This window comes from Vibrio pomeroyi (assembly GCF_024347595.1).
Lineage (GTDB): Bacteria > Pseudomonadota > Gammaproteobacteria > Enterobacterales > Vibrionaceae > Vibrio > Vibrio pomeroyi.
In genome coordinates, this window is the sequence record NZ_AP025507.1 from 466,375 (window position 1) to 483,341 (window position 16,967).

Annotated in this window: 16 protein-coding genes and 1 pseudogene; 6 read left to right on the forward strand and 11 right to left on the reverse strand. The window is 45.1% G+C overall.

Features of this window, described 5'->3' with window-relative positions; genetic code table 11:
* Positions 1 to 66: 66 nt before the first annotated feature.
* The 4 genes and pseudogenes from OCV12_RS18255 to OCV12_RS18270 form a co-directional block, all read right to left on the reverse strand.
* Positions 67 to 1,572, reverse strand: a complete 1,506-nt coding sequence (locus OCV12_RS18255; RefSeq protein WP_261886806.1) for an SgrR family transcriptional regulator — start codon at positions 1,570 to 1,572, stop codon at positions 67 to 69.
* 9 nt (positions 1,573 to 1,581) lie between these two features.
* Positions 1,582 to 2,592 (reverse strand): Gfo/Idh/MocA family protein, encoded by a 1,011-nt coding sequence (locus tag OCV12_RS18260; RefSeq protein ID WP_261886807.1) that lies wholly within the window; start codon positions 2,590 to 2,592, stop codon positions 1,582 to 1,584.
* A gap of 117 nt (positions 2,593 to 2,709) precedes the next feature.
* Entirely contained in the window at positions 2,710 to 3,609 is a 900-nt protein-coding gene (locus OCV12_RS18265; RefSeq protein WP_261886808.1) for a homocysteine S-methyltransferase family protein, read from the reverse strand.
* Positions 3,610 to 3,745: 136 nt separating this feature from the next.
* Positions 3,746 to 3,943, reverse strand: a pseudogene (locus tag OCV12_RS18270) (IS110 family transposase); the annotation flags it as partial.
* Between the two features lie 98 nt (positions 3,944 to 4,041).
* Here OCV12_RS18270 and OCV12_RS18275 point away from each other — a divergent pair.
* Entirely contained in the window at positions 4,042 to 4,725 is a 684-nt protein-coding gene (locus OCV12_RS18275) for a hypothetical protein (RefSeq protein WP_261886809.1), read from the forward strand.
* Positions 4,726 to 4,763: 38 nt separating this feature from the next.
* On the opposite strand, the gene OCV12_RS18280 is transcribed toward OCV12_RS18275, so the two are convergent.
* Both OCV12_RS18280 and OCV12_RS18285 read right to left on the reverse strand, forming a co-directional pair.
* Positions 4,764 to 5,042 carry a type II toxin-antitoxin system RelE/ParE family toxin gene (locus OCV12_RS18280; protein ID WP_102445494.1) on the reverse strand — a complete coding sequence of 93 codons (279 nt, stop codon included), beginning with the start codon at positions 5,040 to 5,042 and terminating at the stop codon, positions 4,764 to 4,766.
* Positions 5,039 to 5,323 (reverse strand): DUF1778 domain-containing protein, encoded by a 285-nt coding sequence (locus OCV12_RS18285; protein ID WP_261886810.1) that lies wholly within the window; start codon positions 5,321 to 5,323, stop codon positions 5,039 to 5,041. Before OCV12_RS18285 ends, OCV12_RS18280 begins: the two co-directional genes overlap by 4 nt.
* Before the next feature lie 184 nt (positions 5,324 to 5,507).
* Here OCV12_RS18285 and OCV12_RS18290 point away from each other — a divergent pair, with 184 nt between their 5' ends.
* Complete coding sequence (locus OCV12_RS18290) at positions 5,508 to 6,209, forward strand: lipoate--protein ligase family protein (protein WP_261886811.1); 702 nt, start codon at positions 5,508 to 5,510, stop codon at positions 6,207 to 6,209.
* A 243-nt stretch (positions 6,210 to 6,452) separates the two neighbouring features.
* Here the strand turns inward: OCV12_RS18290 and OCV12_RS18295 are convergent, their stop codons facing one another.
* The 3 genes from OCV12_RS18295 to OCV12_RS18305 form a co-directional block, all read right to left on the reverse strand.
* Entirely contained in the window at positions 6,453 to 7,328 is an 876-nt protein-coding gene (locus tag OCV12_RS18295) for a radical SAM protein (protein ID WP_261886812.1), read from the reverse strand.
* A gap of 219 nt (positions 7,329 to 7,547) precedes the next feature.
* A complete protein-coding gene (locus tag OCV12_RS18300) occupies positions 7,548 to 8,384 on the reverse strand; it encodes an SDR family NAD(P)-dependent oxidoreductase (protein ID WP_261886813.1) in 837 nt (278 codons plus the stop codon).
* A gap of 172 nt (positions 8,385 to 8,556) precedes the next feature.
* A complete protein-coding gene (locus OCV12_RS18305) occupies positions 8,557 to 9,402 on the reverse strand; it encodes an enoyl-CoA hydratase/isomerase family protein (RefSeq protein ID WP_261886814.1) in 846 nt (281 codons plus the stop codon).
* 329 nt (positions 9,403 to 9,731) lie between these two features.
* On the opposite strand from OCV12_RS18305, the gene OCV12_RS18310 reads away from it, so the two are divergent.
* Together OCV12_RS18310 and OCV12_RS18315 are read left to right on the forward strand one after the other, a co-directional pair.
* Positions 9,732 to 11,105, forward strand: a complete 1,374-nt coding sequence (locus tag OCV12_RS18310; RefSeq protein ID WP_261886815.1) for an MATE family efflux transporter — start codon at positions 9,732 to 9,734, stop codon at positions 11,103 to 11,105.
* A 9-nt stretch (positions 11,106 to 11,114) separates the two neighbouring features.
* The gene (locus OCV12_RS18315) at positions 11,115 to 12,029 is read left to right on the forward strand and encodes a LysR family transcriptional regulator (protein WP_176679158.1); all 915 of its coding nucleotides are present in this window, start codon (positions 11,115 to 11,117) and stop codon (positions 12,027 to 12,029) included.
* A gap of 129 nt (positions 12,030 to 12,158) precedes the next feature.
* Here OCV12_RS18315 and OCV12_RS18320 read toward each other — a convergent pair whose 3' ends face one another.
* The gene (locus tag OCV12_RS18320; protein ID WP_261886816.1) at positions 12,159 to 14,231 is read right to left on the reverse strand and encodes an alkyl/aryl-sulfatase; all 2,073 of its coding nucleotides are present in this window, start codon (positions 14,229 to 14,231) and stop codon (positions 12,159 to 12,161) included.
* 189 nt (positions 14,232 to 14,420) lie between these two features.
* Here OCV12_RS18320 and OCV12_RS18325 point away from each other — a divergent pair, with 189 nt between their 5' ends.
* A complete protein-coding gene (locus OCV12_RS18325; RefSeq protein WP_176679160.1) occupies positions 14,421 to 15,335 on the forward strand; it encodes a LysR family transcriptional regulator in 915 nt (304 codons plus the stop codon).
* Positions 15,336 to 15,434: 99 nt separating this feature from the next.
* Here OCV12_RS18325 and OCV12_RS18330 read toward each other — a convergent pair whose 3' ends face one another.
* Entirely contained in the window at positions 15,435 to 16,274 is an 840-nt protein-coding gene (locus tag OCV12_RS18330) for a DMT family transporter (protein ID WP_390904580.1), read from the reverse strand.
* A 266-nt stretch (positions 16,275 to 16,540) separates the two neighbouring features.
* Between OCV12_RS18330 and OCV12_RS18335 the strand changes: the two genes are divergently transcribed.
* On the forward strand, positions 16,541 to 16,930 hold the full coding sequence (locus OCV12_RS18335) for a VOC family protein (RefSeq protein WP_261886817.1): 390 nt from the start codon (positions 16,541 to 16,543) through the stop codon (positions 16,928 to 16,930).
* The last annotated feature ends 37 nt before the right edge of the window (positions 16,931 to 16,967 follow it).

The following is a 16,967-nucleotide window of genomic DNA, read 5'->3' on the forward strand; positions in this document are numbered from 1 at the left end:
CTATTGGCAGAGGAGTGTTAAAGATAAGTCTTTGTGCCTAATGATTTATCTCTATCAAGGAGTGGTTCAGATATGACTAATCCATACCTTTTCGAGATCGCACCAACCGAATCCATTCACTTGAGCTCCTTGTATCTTTTCTGATACCTCCAAGTTAAATGCCTCCTGTTTGAGCTCAACCACAATCCCGGTTTCATCTAGCCAATGTCTAAGTTCTAACAGCCTATTCATTGCTCGATCGATGTCTGGCTCGCGTCGAATTGAGGTGATCCCTTGCCCAATCGTATTTAGCCTCTCTGCGGCTAACGATAAGTCTTCAAAAGGGAAACGAGTAAAGAAGCTCAACCATGAAGAGAAGGTGTCGTTTTCATCAATAATGCTGCACAGCGCGATGTCTTTGGTCGCCGTGTAGTGCCCGTGTTCGACATTGGTTTTTTGATCGCCAGATACAGACAATTGCTTGAAAAGCGCTTGGCATTCAGAGGTGTCCTCAACAGTGAACTCACGAGTGGTTTTCGACAGCTTTGGGTTTTGAATCTTAAAGAAGGTTGAACCGCAATTCTGTAGAACTGAATTGCTCGCTCCACTTACCGTGACCGTTTTCTCTGGCATTTTGACGCACACTTGGTTTTGCGCACATGCCTTAGTTTGTGACCATTCAGGATAAACCCAAAGCTCGACTCGATTGAGAATAGGTGCGCTGTGTGAATAGGCACTGTTACGGTTTAACCTCAGCATCTTGCTTGAGATAATCTCCAACGCGAAAGCGCCTGAGCCAATTAGCTTATCTTCTGATGTGTGCTCAAATATCGAAGCCTCAGCTCTAGCCAGTAATCGAGGCAAATGCCAATCAGGCTCGCTCAGAGTCACTTTTATCACATCGCCAGTGACAGCCGATACTTCAACAATATGTTGGTAGCAACGACGCCAGAAGTTGCTCTTAGAAAGTGAATCGAGACAACGCACTATGTCTTGGACTTCAAGCGTTCGACCGTTATGGAATTGAACACGATTACGAACTTGGAAATGCCAAACGGTAGCATCTTCATTAGGTTGCCACTGATAAGCCAAGTCACCAGTCAGCTTCCCTTGTTGAATTACGGTGAGGCGTTGGCAAATTTGCATCACTAAGAAACGTTCAGTACGTCTTAGCACACGCTGAGGGTGGAGTGTCTCCAGCTCTCGGTGAAAGGGAATGTATGCGACATTCTGTGTTGAATGATTGTTGCTGCTCAGAAAGGCTTGTAACTCAGAGCCAGCGTTGCGGCCATTGAAGCTTAAGGTGTTAAACACCTGCTCAATATTGCCTGAATCTGCTTGGCTTTGGGCGTATTGGTAACACGCTTCAATCGGCTCAATCAAACACGTAAGCTGCGCCTTTTTGTTGCGCCCCGAACTGGCTTGCCATTCAATCCAGCCTTGCGCTGTCATTGCTTTTAATAGAGTTTGAACGTGACGCTCACTCACATGCAGTAATGCTGCCAATTGGCTGACTTGGCAGCGTGATACTCCAGGCCCAAAAGCCTGAAATATCTTTTCGTACAGTTCAAGCTTGCGCTTAAGGTTGCCCAATTCGAAGTCCTAAATGTTAGGTTGAGTTAAATGTTGGTAGCCAGCATCAATGAGTGCTTTTTCCATGGTATCCAGTACCTGGGCACTTACCTTTGAGCTTAGAATATCAGACTGCGTTTTTCCCTCTAGCACCAGCTGTGAGAAGTGTTCGATTTGATATTCGAACCCATTACCTTGAATTGGGTGCTCGATGATGAAGGTTTCATTCTGATATTCGACCTCGATGTAGGCAGGGTTCCACCATTTCTCTTGAATCGTGATGGTGATATCTGGGCCAGTTAATCGCGCTGCGCGTGGAAGGTCGCGCACTGTCGATGCCGAGATGGTGGCGTTGATCTCGCCGGAAAACTGAAAGCAGGAGTCGGTATCAACGTTCGAACCCTCATAAAGGCTCGACATATCTACTGTAGGGCTAGATGGTTTAACTCCAAGCGTGCGGCATAAATCGTAGAAAAACCACAGCCCGTAGACGCCAACATCGAGCGTTGCCCCACCAGCCAAGTCCGGGTTGAAGATAAACAGTTTAGGATCGTAGTTGTGATGGTTACCAAAGCTGGCTTCTATCGAATCAATCTTAATCTTGTTGTTGGCTAAGAATGACGTGAGCTCACGATAAGCAGGGAACACGACGGTCTTCATCGCTTCTAGCAGCATCACACCGTTTTGTTCGGCGAGGGCTTTCATCTCTAGCCAATCACCAAGGTTGGTGAAAGCAGGCTTTTCTACCAGAACGTGCTTTTTATGGCTTAGAAACAGTTCAGCTAAAGGCTTGTGATAAGGATGAACTGTGGCGATGTACACCGCTTGAACATCTGGATCTTGAGCCATGGCTTCATAAGATCCATAAGCCTTGTCGCAACCGAATTTATCAGCAAACAGAGTGGCTCTTGAGTGATCTCGTGCTGACACCGCATAGAGCTCGCCATGTGAGCAATGCTCGGTGAGTGCAGTCGCAAAGCGGTTAGCGATGTTACCTAATCCAGCGATGCCCCATTTAATCTTGCGTTGCGTGTTGCTCATTACTTACTCCAAATCTTTGCTTTGTAATAAGTGTACTTAGAGTTGCCCAATACAAATAGAGAACAGATTTCTCAACCTGTTCTCTATTTTTAATTAGCTTGTTTTAGTCGTGCATGACTAGCCTTGTATTGAGCGCTTCCAATCAGCTAAAGCCTGAATGTGTTTTGGCCCAATACCGCAGCAACCACCGACAATATTTGCACCCAATGCGTGCCAGCGTTTTGCGTAAGCTAAGTAACCTTGGCCATCTAACTCACGCATTTCTTGAAGCATGTCGTTAGCTTCATGTTCGCTGCTGATCGGCGCAAAGTTGTTTGCATAGACACCGATGTCTAAATCACAGCCTAATTCATCAATCACTTGCTTAGCATCGATGATGGCTTGATCCATCACTTCCGGTACCGAGCAGTTAAACATAATGCCTTTCGCGTTTGATTGGCAGGCCAATTTGATGGCGTCTGTTACGCTCTCACCTGAACGAATGTTGGCAGAGTCACCTTTGGTGTCTTCCAAGCTAAAAGCGAAGTAACACGGTTTATCGGATTGCTTAAGTACCGCATGAATGGATTCGAATTCTTGCAGGCTACAGATGGTTTCGGCGAGCCAAAGGTCGATGTTTGGATCTTGTGCATCGTAAAGGGTTTGAATGATTGGTGCTGCTGCTTCTACCTTGAACAAGTCTGGTCGGTAGCTGCCAAATGGAGGTGGAATCGCACCTGCAACTTTAACTGTGTGAGGTGCATTGTCAGCGACTGCTTTAGTCAGCTCGCCAGAAAGCTTTGCTAGCTCAAAGCCTCGCTGTGCGAAGAGCTCTTCACCCAAGTGAAAAGGGACACACGCATAGCTATTAGTGATCAGGATCTCAGCACCTGCGTCGACAAAGTTTTGATGCGCTTGACTGACAAATTCAGGTGCTTCAATCAGCGCTTGAGCACTCCAAAGCGGTTGAGAAAATGGAGCTCCAATTTCTTTGAGTTCTCGGCCCATGCCGCCATCAAGTATGGTTAGTGTTTTCATATTCAATACTATCTAAACAATTGCTGAAGTTCTGCCGTCACCATATCAGACAACCTTGTCAGACAGAAGCCACCAATACATTGTGTTATCGAGAAAAGGTGTCGGACTGTTTTGGAGATAGCCACGGCATAATTTAGATCGCTCTTTGCCAATAATGTGCACCACCACACGCATCAACATCTATACGCATGATTAGCATATTTGCTATTTTAGTCAGTAAGTTAGAGCGGATTACTGGCTTATGAAGTATGACCATACTATTTTGGTCTACGGCATGAAGACTAGAGTGGTTTTTAGCTAAGTCGATACCGTAGAAATAAGAATAATCAGACATGGTGCCTCCGATGCATTTAAGTACCACATAAGTGTGGAAGAGCCTCGGTAGGGGGAATTCATGTCATTCGTTATGTGTAATCATTGGAAATAGAGAAAATGATGCTTTCAAAGTCGTTAGAAGAATCTCTTAAAAAAGATGATCTTAGAAATTTGGCGGTAAATCTTGCCGAAGTTGGTATAGATGCAATTTTAGATAACGGAGTACTAAGAGACATACCGGTTCTTTCTAGTCTTGTAGGTGGTATCAATGCGATTGGTAGCGTGCGTGATGCTCTGTTTACGAAAAAGCTTATATCATTCCTTTCTGAGTTGTCTGATATTCCAGTAGAACAGCGCCGAAGTATGATCGATTCAATTGATAACTCGGATGACTATAAAGTAAAAGTTGGAGAGAAGCTTATCTATATCATAGAGAAAGCTGAAGACCACTATACGAGTAAAATCATTGCAATATTCTTCTCTGAGTTTCTTGTCGGAGAAATTACATACAATCAATTTTTAAAAATCAGTCGAATTATCGATAGTATGTTTATTGGTGATTTTTTAGAGTTTGCTAGTGAGTCGTCAGAACCGATTGATTTTAATTCTGACAATACATTTATTAACACTGGTTTAGTCGATGTATATTTTGAACCTGTGGTAGTTAAAGATAGCGATTGCTACAACGACTGTGAGAAATACGAAACGAGTGGAGGTGCGAGCCTGTACATCACTTCTATCGGTGAGATTGTAAGGTTGGTACTTAAGGGAAAAATTACACATAACAAGAAATTCAAGTAGATTCTCAATGCTTAGCGTTAGTTGCCCAGAGGAAGTAATCAATCCATAGGGAACTTTTGTTTCTGGTGGAGCACGCGCATAATTCGGATAATGTCGCCTTCGATCCAATAGGAGACGATCATCGAAATCTCAGGAATTATCAGTAATCGTCCACGAATACCGTCTCTCTGTACACCCATCAGAGGCTGATCAAGCAAGTTTTCTACTTTTGTTTCAATGAGGTTGTCTGCGTTCTCTGCCGCATCAGGGTTGAAGTCATAGATAAACTCAAAGATCCTTTCACGATCATTGAGTGATTCTTCTTCCCATAAAATCATTGCTTACCTCGATTACGGATTCTGGCTTTGCGTTCTTCCATTCGAGATTTAGCCGTTTGGTGTTCAACGAAAACGGATTTTCCTGAGTCAAACTTCTCAAATGCTAGGTTTACTTGTTCAGTTAGCCATGCATCGTGAGATAATGTTTGTCTTTGCTGCTCTGCGAGTTGCTCAGTAAGCTCACGGCAAGCACCACTCAGTGTACGACCTTGGCTCTCAGCCATCTGTTGAGCTAGGCGTTTTGTTTCTTCATCAACACGAAATTGAATTCTAGTGTCCATGATGTATTCCTTTATTAGTGTGTGTACAAATGTTAGCACTAGCCTTTGAGATGGGCAACTAACAAACACTATGGCGCCAATAACTAACTTTTGGTGTTGTTTCTATCTTATATAGTCTTATCTATTATCAACTATTTCAGAACGTTAAATGGTAGGCCACAACAATCTGTAGAGGAAAAGTGCATTGAAGTTAAGGAATAAACTCGTACGTTACCCGCACATTGATGTTGATCGTGCGTTTGAAAAAGAAGATGAGTTATTGCAGCAAATACAGGCTGGTGACATTGGACAAGCGTTGATGTTGTGGCAAGCAAAAACGCCGACACTTGTTTTGCCTGCAGGTAAAAAGTGGCCAGTGACTGCAGAGTCTAGAAAGCAACTCGAGTCACAAGGTTGGCAACTTACTTCACGTAAAACGGGTGGCGCTCCCGTTCCACAACTGCCTGGGGTCATTAACCTATCGCACATTTACCATTGGCCGAGCGCTGAAGCCTACAACATCCAAAAAGCGTATCTACATCTGTGCAATGTCTTAACCCGGTTTTTTAAAGAATTAGGTGTCGATGTAGATGTGCACGCAACCCCCGGTTCTTATTGTGATGGCGACTACAACCTTAATATCAATAAACAAAAAATAGTGGGTACTGCTCAACGTGTATTGCTTAAACGAGGGGGCGGTCAAATCGTACTTTCACAAGCTTGTATCCTATTAGATGTCGACTTAGACAACATCGTTGCTCCCGTGAACTTTTACAATCAAATCTGCGGCAACCCAACCGTTGTAGAACCTTATGTTCATACACTTTTATCTGAACATGTAACGCCCTTGCCCAACGTAGACTCACTCTTTCAGCAGTTAAGCCAAGCCTTTATTAAGCACGCATAGTGCCGGCCTTTCGTTAACGCCATGCTAATTTGTCGATGGGTGAACCATGTCGATGCTATTTGTTATCACTAGTGAACGCATCACGAACTTCAAGCTGTTCTTGGCGGCTTTAGCGTAGGGCTTCGAACCTAAAAACTAAGAGATACGTTAGGCGCTGCTGGACTTTGATTATTCCATAATATGGAGTGGCAACGCCTGTCGTTTAGTTTGTTTACGTCTATCGTTATGAGTTAAATTGAGCGACTACCAAGCAAAGGTCTTAATTACGTTTTGTTTAGTGATCGGGTTGTGCGCGATGTCTTGATTGATCTTGTCAAGAAACGGCTTGCGCGCTTGAGGAAGCATCCCACGCATCGGCGAGATATTGTTCCCGTGATCGCCCCAGTAGTAACAGTCGAAGTCCTCTAAGTTTTCGAGCAAGTACTTCTCTTCTTCTAGAATCTGCAATGGTGTTGGTAATACAAATTCGCCGCGCTGCACTTCTTTCTCCAATACTGAGCCCGGTTGAACCGCCAAAGCCATCGGTGCAATCGCATCTGGCTGCATGATGTTCAGCAAGCTGGTGGTATTAATCGCATGTTCTTTTGAACGTTCACGACCACCAAGGCCAAAGATAAACGAAGCCAGTACCTTGATGTCGGCTTCACGCGCTAGGTTCATGCCTTCAATAGCGTGCTCACGTGTCATGCGTTTCTTAATACGCTCCAGAACAATAGGGTCACCTGACTCCAAGCCTGAATACGCCATGCTTAAACCTGCCGATTTGATCTCTTTCAGTTCCGATAAGCTCTTACGACGGAAGTCATTGAAGCCTGAATACAGAGAAATATTCTTGATCTCTGGGAAGGTGATTTTGATGTAATCCAGAATCGAAATCAGCATCTCGGTTCGGATTGCCATCACGTTACCATCGACCAAAAAGATAGATTCTACATGCGGGTAGATCTTTCTTGCAGCATCAATATCTTCAAAAATGTCTTTGATGTCTCTTACTTTGAAACGCTTATCATCAAACATCGTGCAGAAGGTACATTGGTTGTTGCTGCATCCCAATGTTGTCTGGATTAGTATGCTCTCTGCTTCCATCCAAGGACGATAAACTTTGCCTTCAAAACGCATAAATGCTCCTCGGCCTTAGCCTGTATTGTTTCGACGAGGACAAGTCTAACAATCTGCATCTTGGGTGATAATTGGGCAAAGCAGGGAATCAGTATTAAAGAAATTTTAATAATCGAATGAGCACACAGTTCTTGATTTAAATGGAAGAACTGCGTGCTCGGATTAGGTGGTGTTCGAGGCTATTTGTTGGGGGCTATCTATCAACGTGTTAGCGGAGAATTATGAGTGTGCGACGCACAACTTCTCTTCGAGTAATTGGTCAAGCACCGTCACCAGCTTGTGGTTCTTGGTGTTGTCTAATGCGTCTGAGTGCGGGTCTTTAAACAGCCCTGAGTCATTGTCAAAATATTTCCCAGAAGCGTTGGCAAACTCTTCACTGAGTGCTGCGCGACACAAGATATCTGCACCAATCGCCAGATCATTACCATCAACGCCATAAGCATCTTTTACTAGCTTGCTGCCGAGGAAAGAGGCTGGGTTTACAGGGATAACAGCGGGGCCATTCTCTAATCGAGAGTTAGATAAGGAATTGGCTAATTCAATGGACCACATTGTCAGTGCTAGCTTACTTTGTGCGTAAACCGGACCGTCTAGTTCGCCTGCATTAGGGCTAGTTAGTGCGTCTAAATCTACGGATGCTTGGGCTGCTGAAGATAGGTTCACGATACGACCTGTCGCATCAAAAAGAGGGAGCAGCTTCTGTGTCAGAAGATAGGGCGCAATGGTGTTCACCACAAAACGCACATCAAGATTATCAGGAGTGGTGACGTCCGACACCTTGTAGACGCCAGCGTTGTTGATGAGTATATCGAGTCGCTTATGGTTGTTTTTGATTTGGGTCGCGAGCTTATCAACATCGGAGAGCGTCGATAGGTCGGCGATGTAGCTTTCGATGATGGCGTTCTTAGACAGGCGAGATAAAGCCGTCACGACTTTGTGGACCTTGACTGGGTTGCGGCCATGAATGAGAACGTGGTGTCCTTGCTGAGTCAGCGCTTTTGCGGTCTCTAAACCAATGCCATCTGTGGCTCCTGTGATCAGAATTATTTTTTGCATTTTTGATCCTTCAAAAAATAGTTTGAACAACGTTATAACAAAGATTAATGACACATAGTTGCATTTGGCTCACAGGCTGAAGACTCAAATGTGAGTCTATGGGACAAAAAGTGGCTAATTTTAAGATAAATGGGTCAGCTTTTGGCTGACCCAAATAAGAGAAGTGAACGAGCTATTTGATGTCTTGAACGTTCATAACCAGAGTTTCCCAGTTACGTTGGTTTTCGATATCGTGCTCTAAGCCTTGCTCATCGGCAATTTGGAAACGCTTAACCGCAGGGGTTTTGCTGGTTGCTTGGTACAGCCAGTAGGCTTCTGCTTTTAGTGCTTCTTCGATAGGCTTGTCGATGGATTCGTACACCGCTTGCTTACATGCGTTGATCGATTCAGCTGGGAATTTTGAAATTCGTTTCGCTAGCGTATCAACGTATTCACCGATCTCATCCGGCTCTAAAGCCTTGTTGATGGTGCCGTACGCTTCCGCTTCATCTGCATTAAAATCTCGAGCGCTCAGGATGATTTCGAGTGCACGACCTAAGCCAACTTGGCGAGCCATACGTGATGCACCACCACCACAAGGAAGGATGCCCATGCCCACTTCCATTTGCATAAATTTGTACTTACCACGAGCAGCGAATCGCATGTCACAAGCTAGTGCAAATTCATGACCTCCACCTCGTGCGAACCCTTCAAGCTTGGCAATGGTGGCTTGCGGTAGTTTGCTGATGCGCTCTAATACTGATTGCAGGTCGAGCAGTTTTGCTTCTTCACGAGACACAGCTTCTGTCGACATGTCTTTTAATAAATTGGTGTCGTAGTGACAGACCCAAATTTCAGGATTTGCTGATTGGAATACCACAACCTTGATGTCGCGGTCGCGCTCCAGTCGCATTGCTAAGCCATTTAAATCGGCAAGCATCTCTTGCCCTTGAACATTCACAGTACCGAAGTCAAAAGTGACGGTAAGAATCCCATCTTCGGCTTGAGCTTTAAACGTTGTATAACCTTGATATGCCATTTCCATATTCCTTCTGAAAGATTTCATTTCAGCCTATTCGGTGGTGAATGCGGCCTAAATTCAGGCTAGCTAGGAATGCTCAAACCAACAATTAACCATTAAACGAAACACTATTAACGAATTATTAAGAGTGATTCGTTGGTTGCAAAACATTGCAAATTCAATGGTTTATTTTGACTTTGTTGTTTTGGTGATGCTTACCAATTCGATTGTTAACGAAAACTAAAAACTCATTCAGCCTTTAGCGCTCTTATTATTTCACTCTGGCTTCGTATACTGCTCAACTAGGCCATTAATGTCCCACACAACAGATGAGAGTGAACCGACCTATGTTGATGCGATCCGCGACTTTGAAAACCATTATTGATAAAACGCTGCCCCTGACGTTGGGTGTGTTTGCGATCATGATGGTGCAACTGGTCGACTCGATTTTTATCGGTCAACTTGGGGTCAATGAACTGGCGGTTCACGGTATTACTTTGCCATTTCAGGCGGCATTTACGGGTGTTCAAGTGGGTATTGGTGTGGCGGCAACGTCTATTATATCTCAGGCGGTGGGGGCAAAAGAGCAGCGTAAATCGACCTCAATAGCCACGCTGTCGGTTGGATTCGGCGTCACAATCATCGCTTTGATTTGCCTCGGGTTAGTGGTTTTTGGCGACTCTGTTTTTGCATCGTTCGTCAATGATGTGTCTGAGGCGCAATACCAATCTATGTTGTCGATTTTTAACGTGTATTGGCCGCTGTGGTTGTTCAGCGCACTGACTGTAGCAGCGCTTTATTTGGCAACCTGTGTTTATCGAGCAAACGGTGATACCAAAACGACGGGCAGCATGTTTTTGGCTGCCAGCATTATTAACCTGATTCTCGACCCTATTCTGATCTTTGGTTTGGATATGAGCATCGCGGGTGCAGCGATTGCGTCCAGTATTGGCTACGCATTCGGTGCGATTTACATGTTGGTTAAATCACGAGGTAAAGGGTGGTTTGGCTTTAATGGTGCGTGTAGTGACCAGATCAGAGGCTATAGCTTCGAGTTAATTAAGACGGTCATTCCTACCACGGCCAATCAAATTCTACCTGCGGTAAGCGCGTTTGTTTCCGTGCTTTTGATTGCTCGCATCGGCACAAGCGAGATGGCTTTTTGGAGCCTATTAGCACGTGTCGAAAGCTTTATGTTGGTGTTTTCACTTGCTCTGACGATGTCGATCCCTCCAATGATAGGCCGTTACTTAGGTGCGCAGCAACGATGTAAAATACCTGAATTATTGAATACTACCGCGAAGTTCCTATTGATTTTCCACACCGCAATGGCGGCACTGTTGGCTATTTTTAGTGGTTGGATTATTCCTGTGATTTCAGAAGAGCAGAGCATTCGAAGCTGGTTTGAAGTGACCTTGTTGTTCATACCATTTAGCTATGGGCCATTGGGACTTTGTATGTTGGTGGCTTCGGTGTTTAACGCATTGGGTGTGCCTCGCAAAGCGTTGAGTGTGTCCTTCTCTCGTCTGTTTGTGTTCTACATTCCGGCGATATGGTTAGGGGCGCTAACCGGAGATATGATCAATGCGGTTATTGCTGCGACCATCGCCAATGTTTTAGCGGGCGCTTTTGCATGGTTCAAGCTTAATGCCTATATTAAAGCTCACATTATTCTTCGTGTCGCTGCTGCCAATAAGCAGTGTGCACTCAGCGCAGGCTAATAAATATTGATGAATATTGAACATCTAAAATTGTTTGTGCGACTCGCATCTACGCACAATATCAGTCAAGCCGGACAAGAGTTGGGCTTGTCGCCTCCGGTTGCCAGTATTCATATTGGCAAGCTAGAAGAGAGCCTGGGTGCTCGTCTTGTGCATCGCACCACGCGAAAGGTATCTCTTACTGAAGAGGGCATGGCCTTTCTCCCTCACGCTAAACAAATTTTGTTGAGTGTGGAGGCGGGTGTCGCGTCGGTCGGAACCGGTAACGAACTACCAAAAGGTGTATTACGAATATCCGCTCCGTCATCGTTTGGTCGAATGCATGTTATGCCCGCGTTGAAAGGCTTCTTAGCTAAGTATCCTGATTTGTCGGTCGATATTTCACTGAGTGATTCAATCGTGGATTTGGTTGATGGTGGTTTCGATGTGGCGATCCGTAATGCCGAGCTGCAAAACTCAAGCCTGATCGCTCGTAAGCTTTCTACGGATAAACGCATTTTGTGTGCGTCGCCAGAATACTTAGCAGCTCATGGTTATCCTGAGACGCCAGAAGATCTCAAGCAGCATCAATGCATTAATCAAACCGGTTTGGAAGGTTGGACATTTGATACGCCCGAAGGTGATATCACCATCAAGAAAAAGGGCGCGATTCGTGTCGATCATGGTGAAGCGGTAAGGGATGTGTGTGTTGATGGTTTAGGCATTGCGATGTGCGCGTCATGGATTGCTTACAAGCAACTAGCTGAGGGCACATTGGTCGAGGTGTTGCCGGATTACCCGTTAAAAGATGCGGCTGCGATTTGGGCGGTATACCCGAGTGCTCAATTGCTTGCGCCTAAGGTGCGTGTCTTTATCGATTACTTTGTTCAATACTACGGTTCACCATCTTATTGGGATTGCGAAGTGAATGGTCAAACGCAGTAAATTATTCAAGCGCGATGCAATAAACAAGAAAGCCCCGACCAAAGGTTGGGGCTTGTTTTTATGTTCTTTATAGAACGTTTTTTCTAGCTAACTGCTTGTTGTTTTTATTAGGTTTAATGTATCGGGCGTTTAATGAGCGTGCACAGCTGAATCTTGGTATAGCTCAGCGTCTACTTCTTCACCTTTATTCGGGCGTGGGACAATCTCAAACGAGGTGTCTGCCTCAGTCAGTGAAGACAACAGTTTGCTCAAAGACGACTTGTCACCTTTCACGCCTGCTTGTCCTTCTTCTAACAGCTTATTGAGTGTCGTTTCTTTCAACACGATGTCAGACACGTCTGATTTATTGATGATCAGTGTGGTGTCAGCCTCTTGCAGTTCGCTTACTTGAATGTTGTTTAGGTTTCCGTTCGACATTTCTACGTAGTAGAACTCTTTCACGTCAGGCAGCTGAATGTTCATGGTGAACGGCGTGTCTTGCGCCTTCAATGAATCCACTTTTACCGCTAAGTAATCCAGCAGGTTCTCGATAGTCATGTTCGCCAATACATCCGGAGAAGCGGTTTTCGGCGCGCCCGGTTGTGTGCCGATACGCAGCTCTTGTGCACCTGTTAGGTAGATGTTTCTCCAGCCCGCACCTTCAGATTGGTAACCTAGCTGTTCGTAAGTATCGGCCAGTAAGCCACGTGCGACTTTGTTTTCTGGCTCTGCTTGAACAACCTTGTTCAACGCCGTTGCGACAAAGCGGTATTCACCTTGTTTAAAGTCTTGCTGCGCTTTTTCAATTACAGCGTCGCTGCCACCCATGTATTCCACAAATTTGACCGACTCAGGATGAATTTGTAGCGGGTTCAGGTTCGCAGGGTTCATATCGAAGTAGCCAAGGTACATGTTGTACACCGCGCGAGCGTTATGTGAGTAAGTACCGTGATAACCATTGGTGTGCCAAGATTGTTGAATGCTGTCTGGCATCACTTTGTAGATCTCATCGCCGATGTCTTGCAGAACCACGCCGTTATTCGCTAAGCGAAGGGTTTGGTTGTGAGTAAAGCCGTACGCGTCACGCTGCATTTTTAGGTAATCAGAGATCTCTTGTTCGCCCCAAATTGGCGATGAGTGAGAAGCAAACAACACTTCAGTTTCTTCACCCCAAGTCACCAGCATTTCGTTGATTTTCTTAGACCACTTCAAGCCATCACGCACCTTTGCACCGCGCAGCGTATACAGGTTGTGCATGCCTTGGTAGGTCAACTCACCTGTCCAAAGTGCCTTCATGCTTGGTATATACGTCACCATTTCAGACGCGGCTTCAGTGCCCGATGCATCCATGAATTGCATTTCTAGACCATCGATAACCAGCGTCTCAATTTCTTCGTTATGGTTGAGTTCGTAATCTGGCAATACGTAAGTGATGGTGCCCGTCGACAAGCCTTTCGCGAGTGCCGCATCCACAATACCGTGTTCATGGCGATTCAGTGTCGCACCATATTGATAAGCGGTACGGCGAGACATCGCGTTACCCGCTAATACGTTTTCATCTACGATTTCTTTAGTGATGTTTTTAGAACCGTACACTTTTACATCTGGGTACGCTTCTTTGATCGCTCTCGCGCCACCAAAGTGATCGGCGTGAGAGTGAGAATAGATCATCGCGACGATAGGTAAGTGACCGCCGTCAGGGACATTCTTTTGGAAAAACTTAAGTGATTTCTCCGCGGACTCTTTAGTAAGTAGCACGTCATAAGCGATCCAACCGTTGTCACTGCGGATGAAAGAGATAGACGCTAAATCGGCACCGCGAACTTGGTAAACCTTACCTGGGACAACCTCATACAGGCCTTCGGCAGCTTGGTTCAATACCGCTTGTCGCCACAATGATGGGTTCACTGAATCTGGTGCTTTGTCGGCGTTGGTGACACTGGGTTCGATAAAGTTGAAACTGTTTCGGATGATATCGCCAGTTTCTTGGTCGAAGCTCGCGATCAGGCCTCTGTTGTTATTGTCGAAGGCGCGCGTGTCTGAGTAGTTCAGCGTTTTCGCAAACTCTTGGTTGGCTTGTGCCGTCATCTCGGTCGCGTCTTTGCCACCTTGATCGCCAATCTCACTAAAGTGTGCGTGGTCGTGATTCGCTGCAATGGATGGGAATGCCAGAGAGATTGCAAGGAACAGGGATGCGTTCTTGAAAGTACGTGAAGTTGTCATTAGAGCCTCTTCAATTCGGATTTCGTTTCGATGAGGAAATTGTATGGCTAACACATATAGTAAAAAATAAAGTAAGCTTTATTTAACACATCACGAACTGTTATGTGTTGTACGCTTTATCAGTGACCTATTGAAAACCGAACCTTGTCGTATGCTCGATACGACTTCAAGCAAACATGGAGAGTAGCCGTGAGTGATGTTGAAAAGTTAGACCTGAATTTACTGAGCGTGTTCTTGGAAGTGTATCGATTAAAGTCGATTACCTTAGCCTCGGAATCCCTTGGTATGACTCAACCCGGAGTCAGCGGTGCATTGAAGCGACTGCAATCTCAATTGGATACCGACCTCTTTATTCGCGAAGGGCGTGGGATCACTCCGACCAATGCGGCGGTACAATTGGCAATCCGAGTTGAGCCGGCGTTAGAAGGGATAACCAGCGCGGTCAGCACACTAAAGCAGTTCGATAATCAGCAACATCATGTGTTTCGCATTCTGGTTAACGAGATCGGTCTCACCAAGCTTCAACCTCTTGTTGAGCAAGATGATACGTTGGGTAATATCTCAATTGAGTTCAATATGGTGCCGAATAACGAAGAAGAGTTATTGCAGAGCTTGAGCATGCAGCAGGCCGATTTGGCGATCGATATTCACTACCCGCAAGTGAATGGCTACATGAAGCAACCTGTGATTGAAGATGAACTGGTGCTCATTGCCAGAAAAGGTCATCCTAGAATCAATGGTTCGGTGACCGAAGAACAGTATTACAACGAGAAGCACATTACTTTTCGGATGCGTCGTACTCGTTTGTATACTGCGGATTATTTCACTAAGTCGCCACTCAAGCAGCGTAAGGTCAGCGCAGAGTGTGACTCTCTGATGACCATGTGTGTATTGGTGTCGGGCTCAGATTGCGTAGGCAGTACATCGCGTGATTTTGCCAATCAATTTGCAGAAGCCTTCCAACTGCAAGTGCTCGATCAACCGTTTGAAATTTTGCCAATGCAGCAATACATGATTTGGCATAAGCGAACCGATGTGAACTCGGCTCACCAGTGGCTGCGAAACAAGATTCAGCAGTACATGAACAAGTCTGCAATCAGTTAAATTTCTAGACAACACTTATAAAAACGGCCTCGAAAATGAGGCCGTTTCTGTATCTGATTGTTCCACTTTTATTGCTTTAAAGGCGAAATTGATTCGAGTCTAGCTCGCTTTTTGTCGACGCTTTTCACGTGCGTTTTTGATCATCTGAGCCGGCGATAAGCCTGTTACCAACATAGTACCCGTGATAACAAGAATGGAGCCAACCACTGTGTTGATACCAATCGCTTCATCTAAGAACAAGTTCCCCCAAAGAATACCAAACACTGGAATCAAGAAGGTGACTGATAGTGCTGAAGGCGCACCAAGTTCATTGATGAGGTTGAAATAAAGTAGGTACGCGAGCCCAGTACACACAGCGCCCAACAAGATGACCGACGTGGTAATCGTGAGATCGGGTGCTTCTCTCATCGGAATGAAGAACACAAATGGTAATACGATTAACACCGCCGCCCACATGCTGCCGTGTGCGTTATTGAAGGCTTCTACTTTTGGAGCTGTTTTGGTGTAGTTAGAGGCGATGCCGTAACTAAACGCAGCCATAACTGCGGCGAAAATAGGAATAATCGCTTCTTGTCCTATGTTCATCGCATCCCAACCGACCAACACGCATACACCCGTGACACCGATACCTAACCCGAGTAAGACCTTGCTTTCAAGCGCTGTTTTTGTCCAAATCGCCCCGATGATCGCGGCCCAAATTGGCGCTGTGGAGTTAAGAATGGCAAGCGTCGACGCATTGAGTGTTTGAGCCGCATAAGCGAAAAACAGAAAAGGAAGCGCGGTGTTAAACAACCCAAGAATGAAAAAGTGTTTCGCGTGAACATTAAAAGAGAGCTTCCTTTTCAGATAAAAAGAAACCAAGAGTAGGGTGATTGCTGCGCATAGAACTCGCGCTTCAATTAGGACTGCTGGGCCTAAAGGATTAGCCGCAATTCTCATGAAAAGGAACGAGCCTCCCCATATTGCAGCTAGCATGATCAGTTTTAAAAAGCTCACAGTGTAAATCTCGGATTGTGTAAAAACCCGACTATGGATCAAAGCTATGTATTACACAAACTTAGATGTTAATACTGTGCAGCTAATTGTTGTTATTTTGAAAATTAAACCGCTCCTTAAATAGGAACATAGTTGATGCATTCTGTTCTGTTTATCCTTCCTTATTTGGCGAGTAATCTAGTGTCATACGTAAACATTAGGTGATAGAAATGAAGATTGAACATATCGCGATTTGGACTAAACAACTCGAAGTGCTTAAACGCTTTTATGAGGATTACTTTGGTGCGACATCTAACCAGAAATACCACAATCCAACCAAAGGCTTCTCGTCTTACTTCTTATCTTTTGAGAGTGGTAGCCGCTTAGAGATCATGGAAATGGATTCGGTTCCTGAATCGAAAGATGACATCTATGATCAATTCACCGGCTTCATTCATATGGCTATTTCATTGGGTTCAGAGCAGGCTGTCGATGAACTGACACGCCGCTTAGTTGAAGATGGATATGAGCGCTTAGATGGGCCAAGAAGAACAGGTGATGGCTATTATGAGAGCTGTGTACTTGATCCTGATGGTAATCGCTTGGAACTTACCGTTTAATGTAGAGACTTAATGGAGTTACTCATCTACGAACGGA

Coding starts and splice junctions, on each gene's coding strand:
- OCV12_RS18335 (WP_261886817.1), top strand. CDS start 16,541: ATGAAGATTGAACATATCGCGATTTGGACTAAACAACTCGAAGTGCTT.
- OCV12_RS18265 (WP_261886808.1), bottom strand. CDS start 3,609: ATGAAAACACTAACCATACTTGATGGCGGCATGGGCCGAGAACTCAAA.
- OCV12_RS18305 (WP_261886814.1), bottom strand. CDS start 9,402: ATGGCATATCAAGGTTATACAACGTTTAAAGCTCAAGCCGAAGATGGG.
- OCV12_RS18315 (WP_176679158.1), top strand. CDS start 11,115: ATGAATATTGAACATCTAAAATTGTTTGTGCGACTCGCATCTACGCAC.
- OCV12_RS18330 (WP_390904580.1), bottom strand. CDS start 16,274: ATGAGAATTGCGGCTAATCCTTTAGGCCCAGCAGTCCTAATTGAAGCG.
- OCV12_RS18295 (WP_261886812.1), bottom strand. CDS start 7,328: ATGCGTTTTGAAGGCAAAGTTTATCGTCCTTGGATGGAAGCAGAGAGC.
- OCV12_RS18310 (WP_261886815.1), top strand. CDS start 9,732: ATGTTGATGCGATCCGCGACTTTGAAAACCATTATTGATAAAACGCTG.
- OCV12_RS18260 (WP_261886807.1), bottom strand. CDS start 2,592: ATGAGCAACACGCAACGCAAGATTAAATGGGGCATCGCTGGATTAGGT.
- OCV12_RS18285 (WP_261886810.1), bottom strand. CDS start 5,323: ATGGACACTAGAATTCAATTTCGTGTTGATGAAGAAACAAAACGCCTA.
- OCV12_RS18300 (WP_261886813.1), bottom strand. CDS start 8,384: ATGCAAAAAATAATTCTGATCACAGGAGCCACAGATGGCATTGGTTTA.
- OCV12_RS18280 (WP_102445494.1), bottom strand. CDS start 5,042: ATGATTTTATGGGAAGAAGAATCACTCAATGATCGTGAAAGGATCTTT.
- OCV12_RS18320 (WP_261886816.1), bottom strand. CDS start 14,231: ATGACAACTTCACGTACTTTCAAGAACGCATCCCTGTTCCTTGCAATC.
- OCV12_RS18275 (WP_261886809.1), top strand. CDS start 4,042: ATGATGCTTTCAAAGTCGTTAGAAGAATCTCTTAAAAAAGATGATCTT.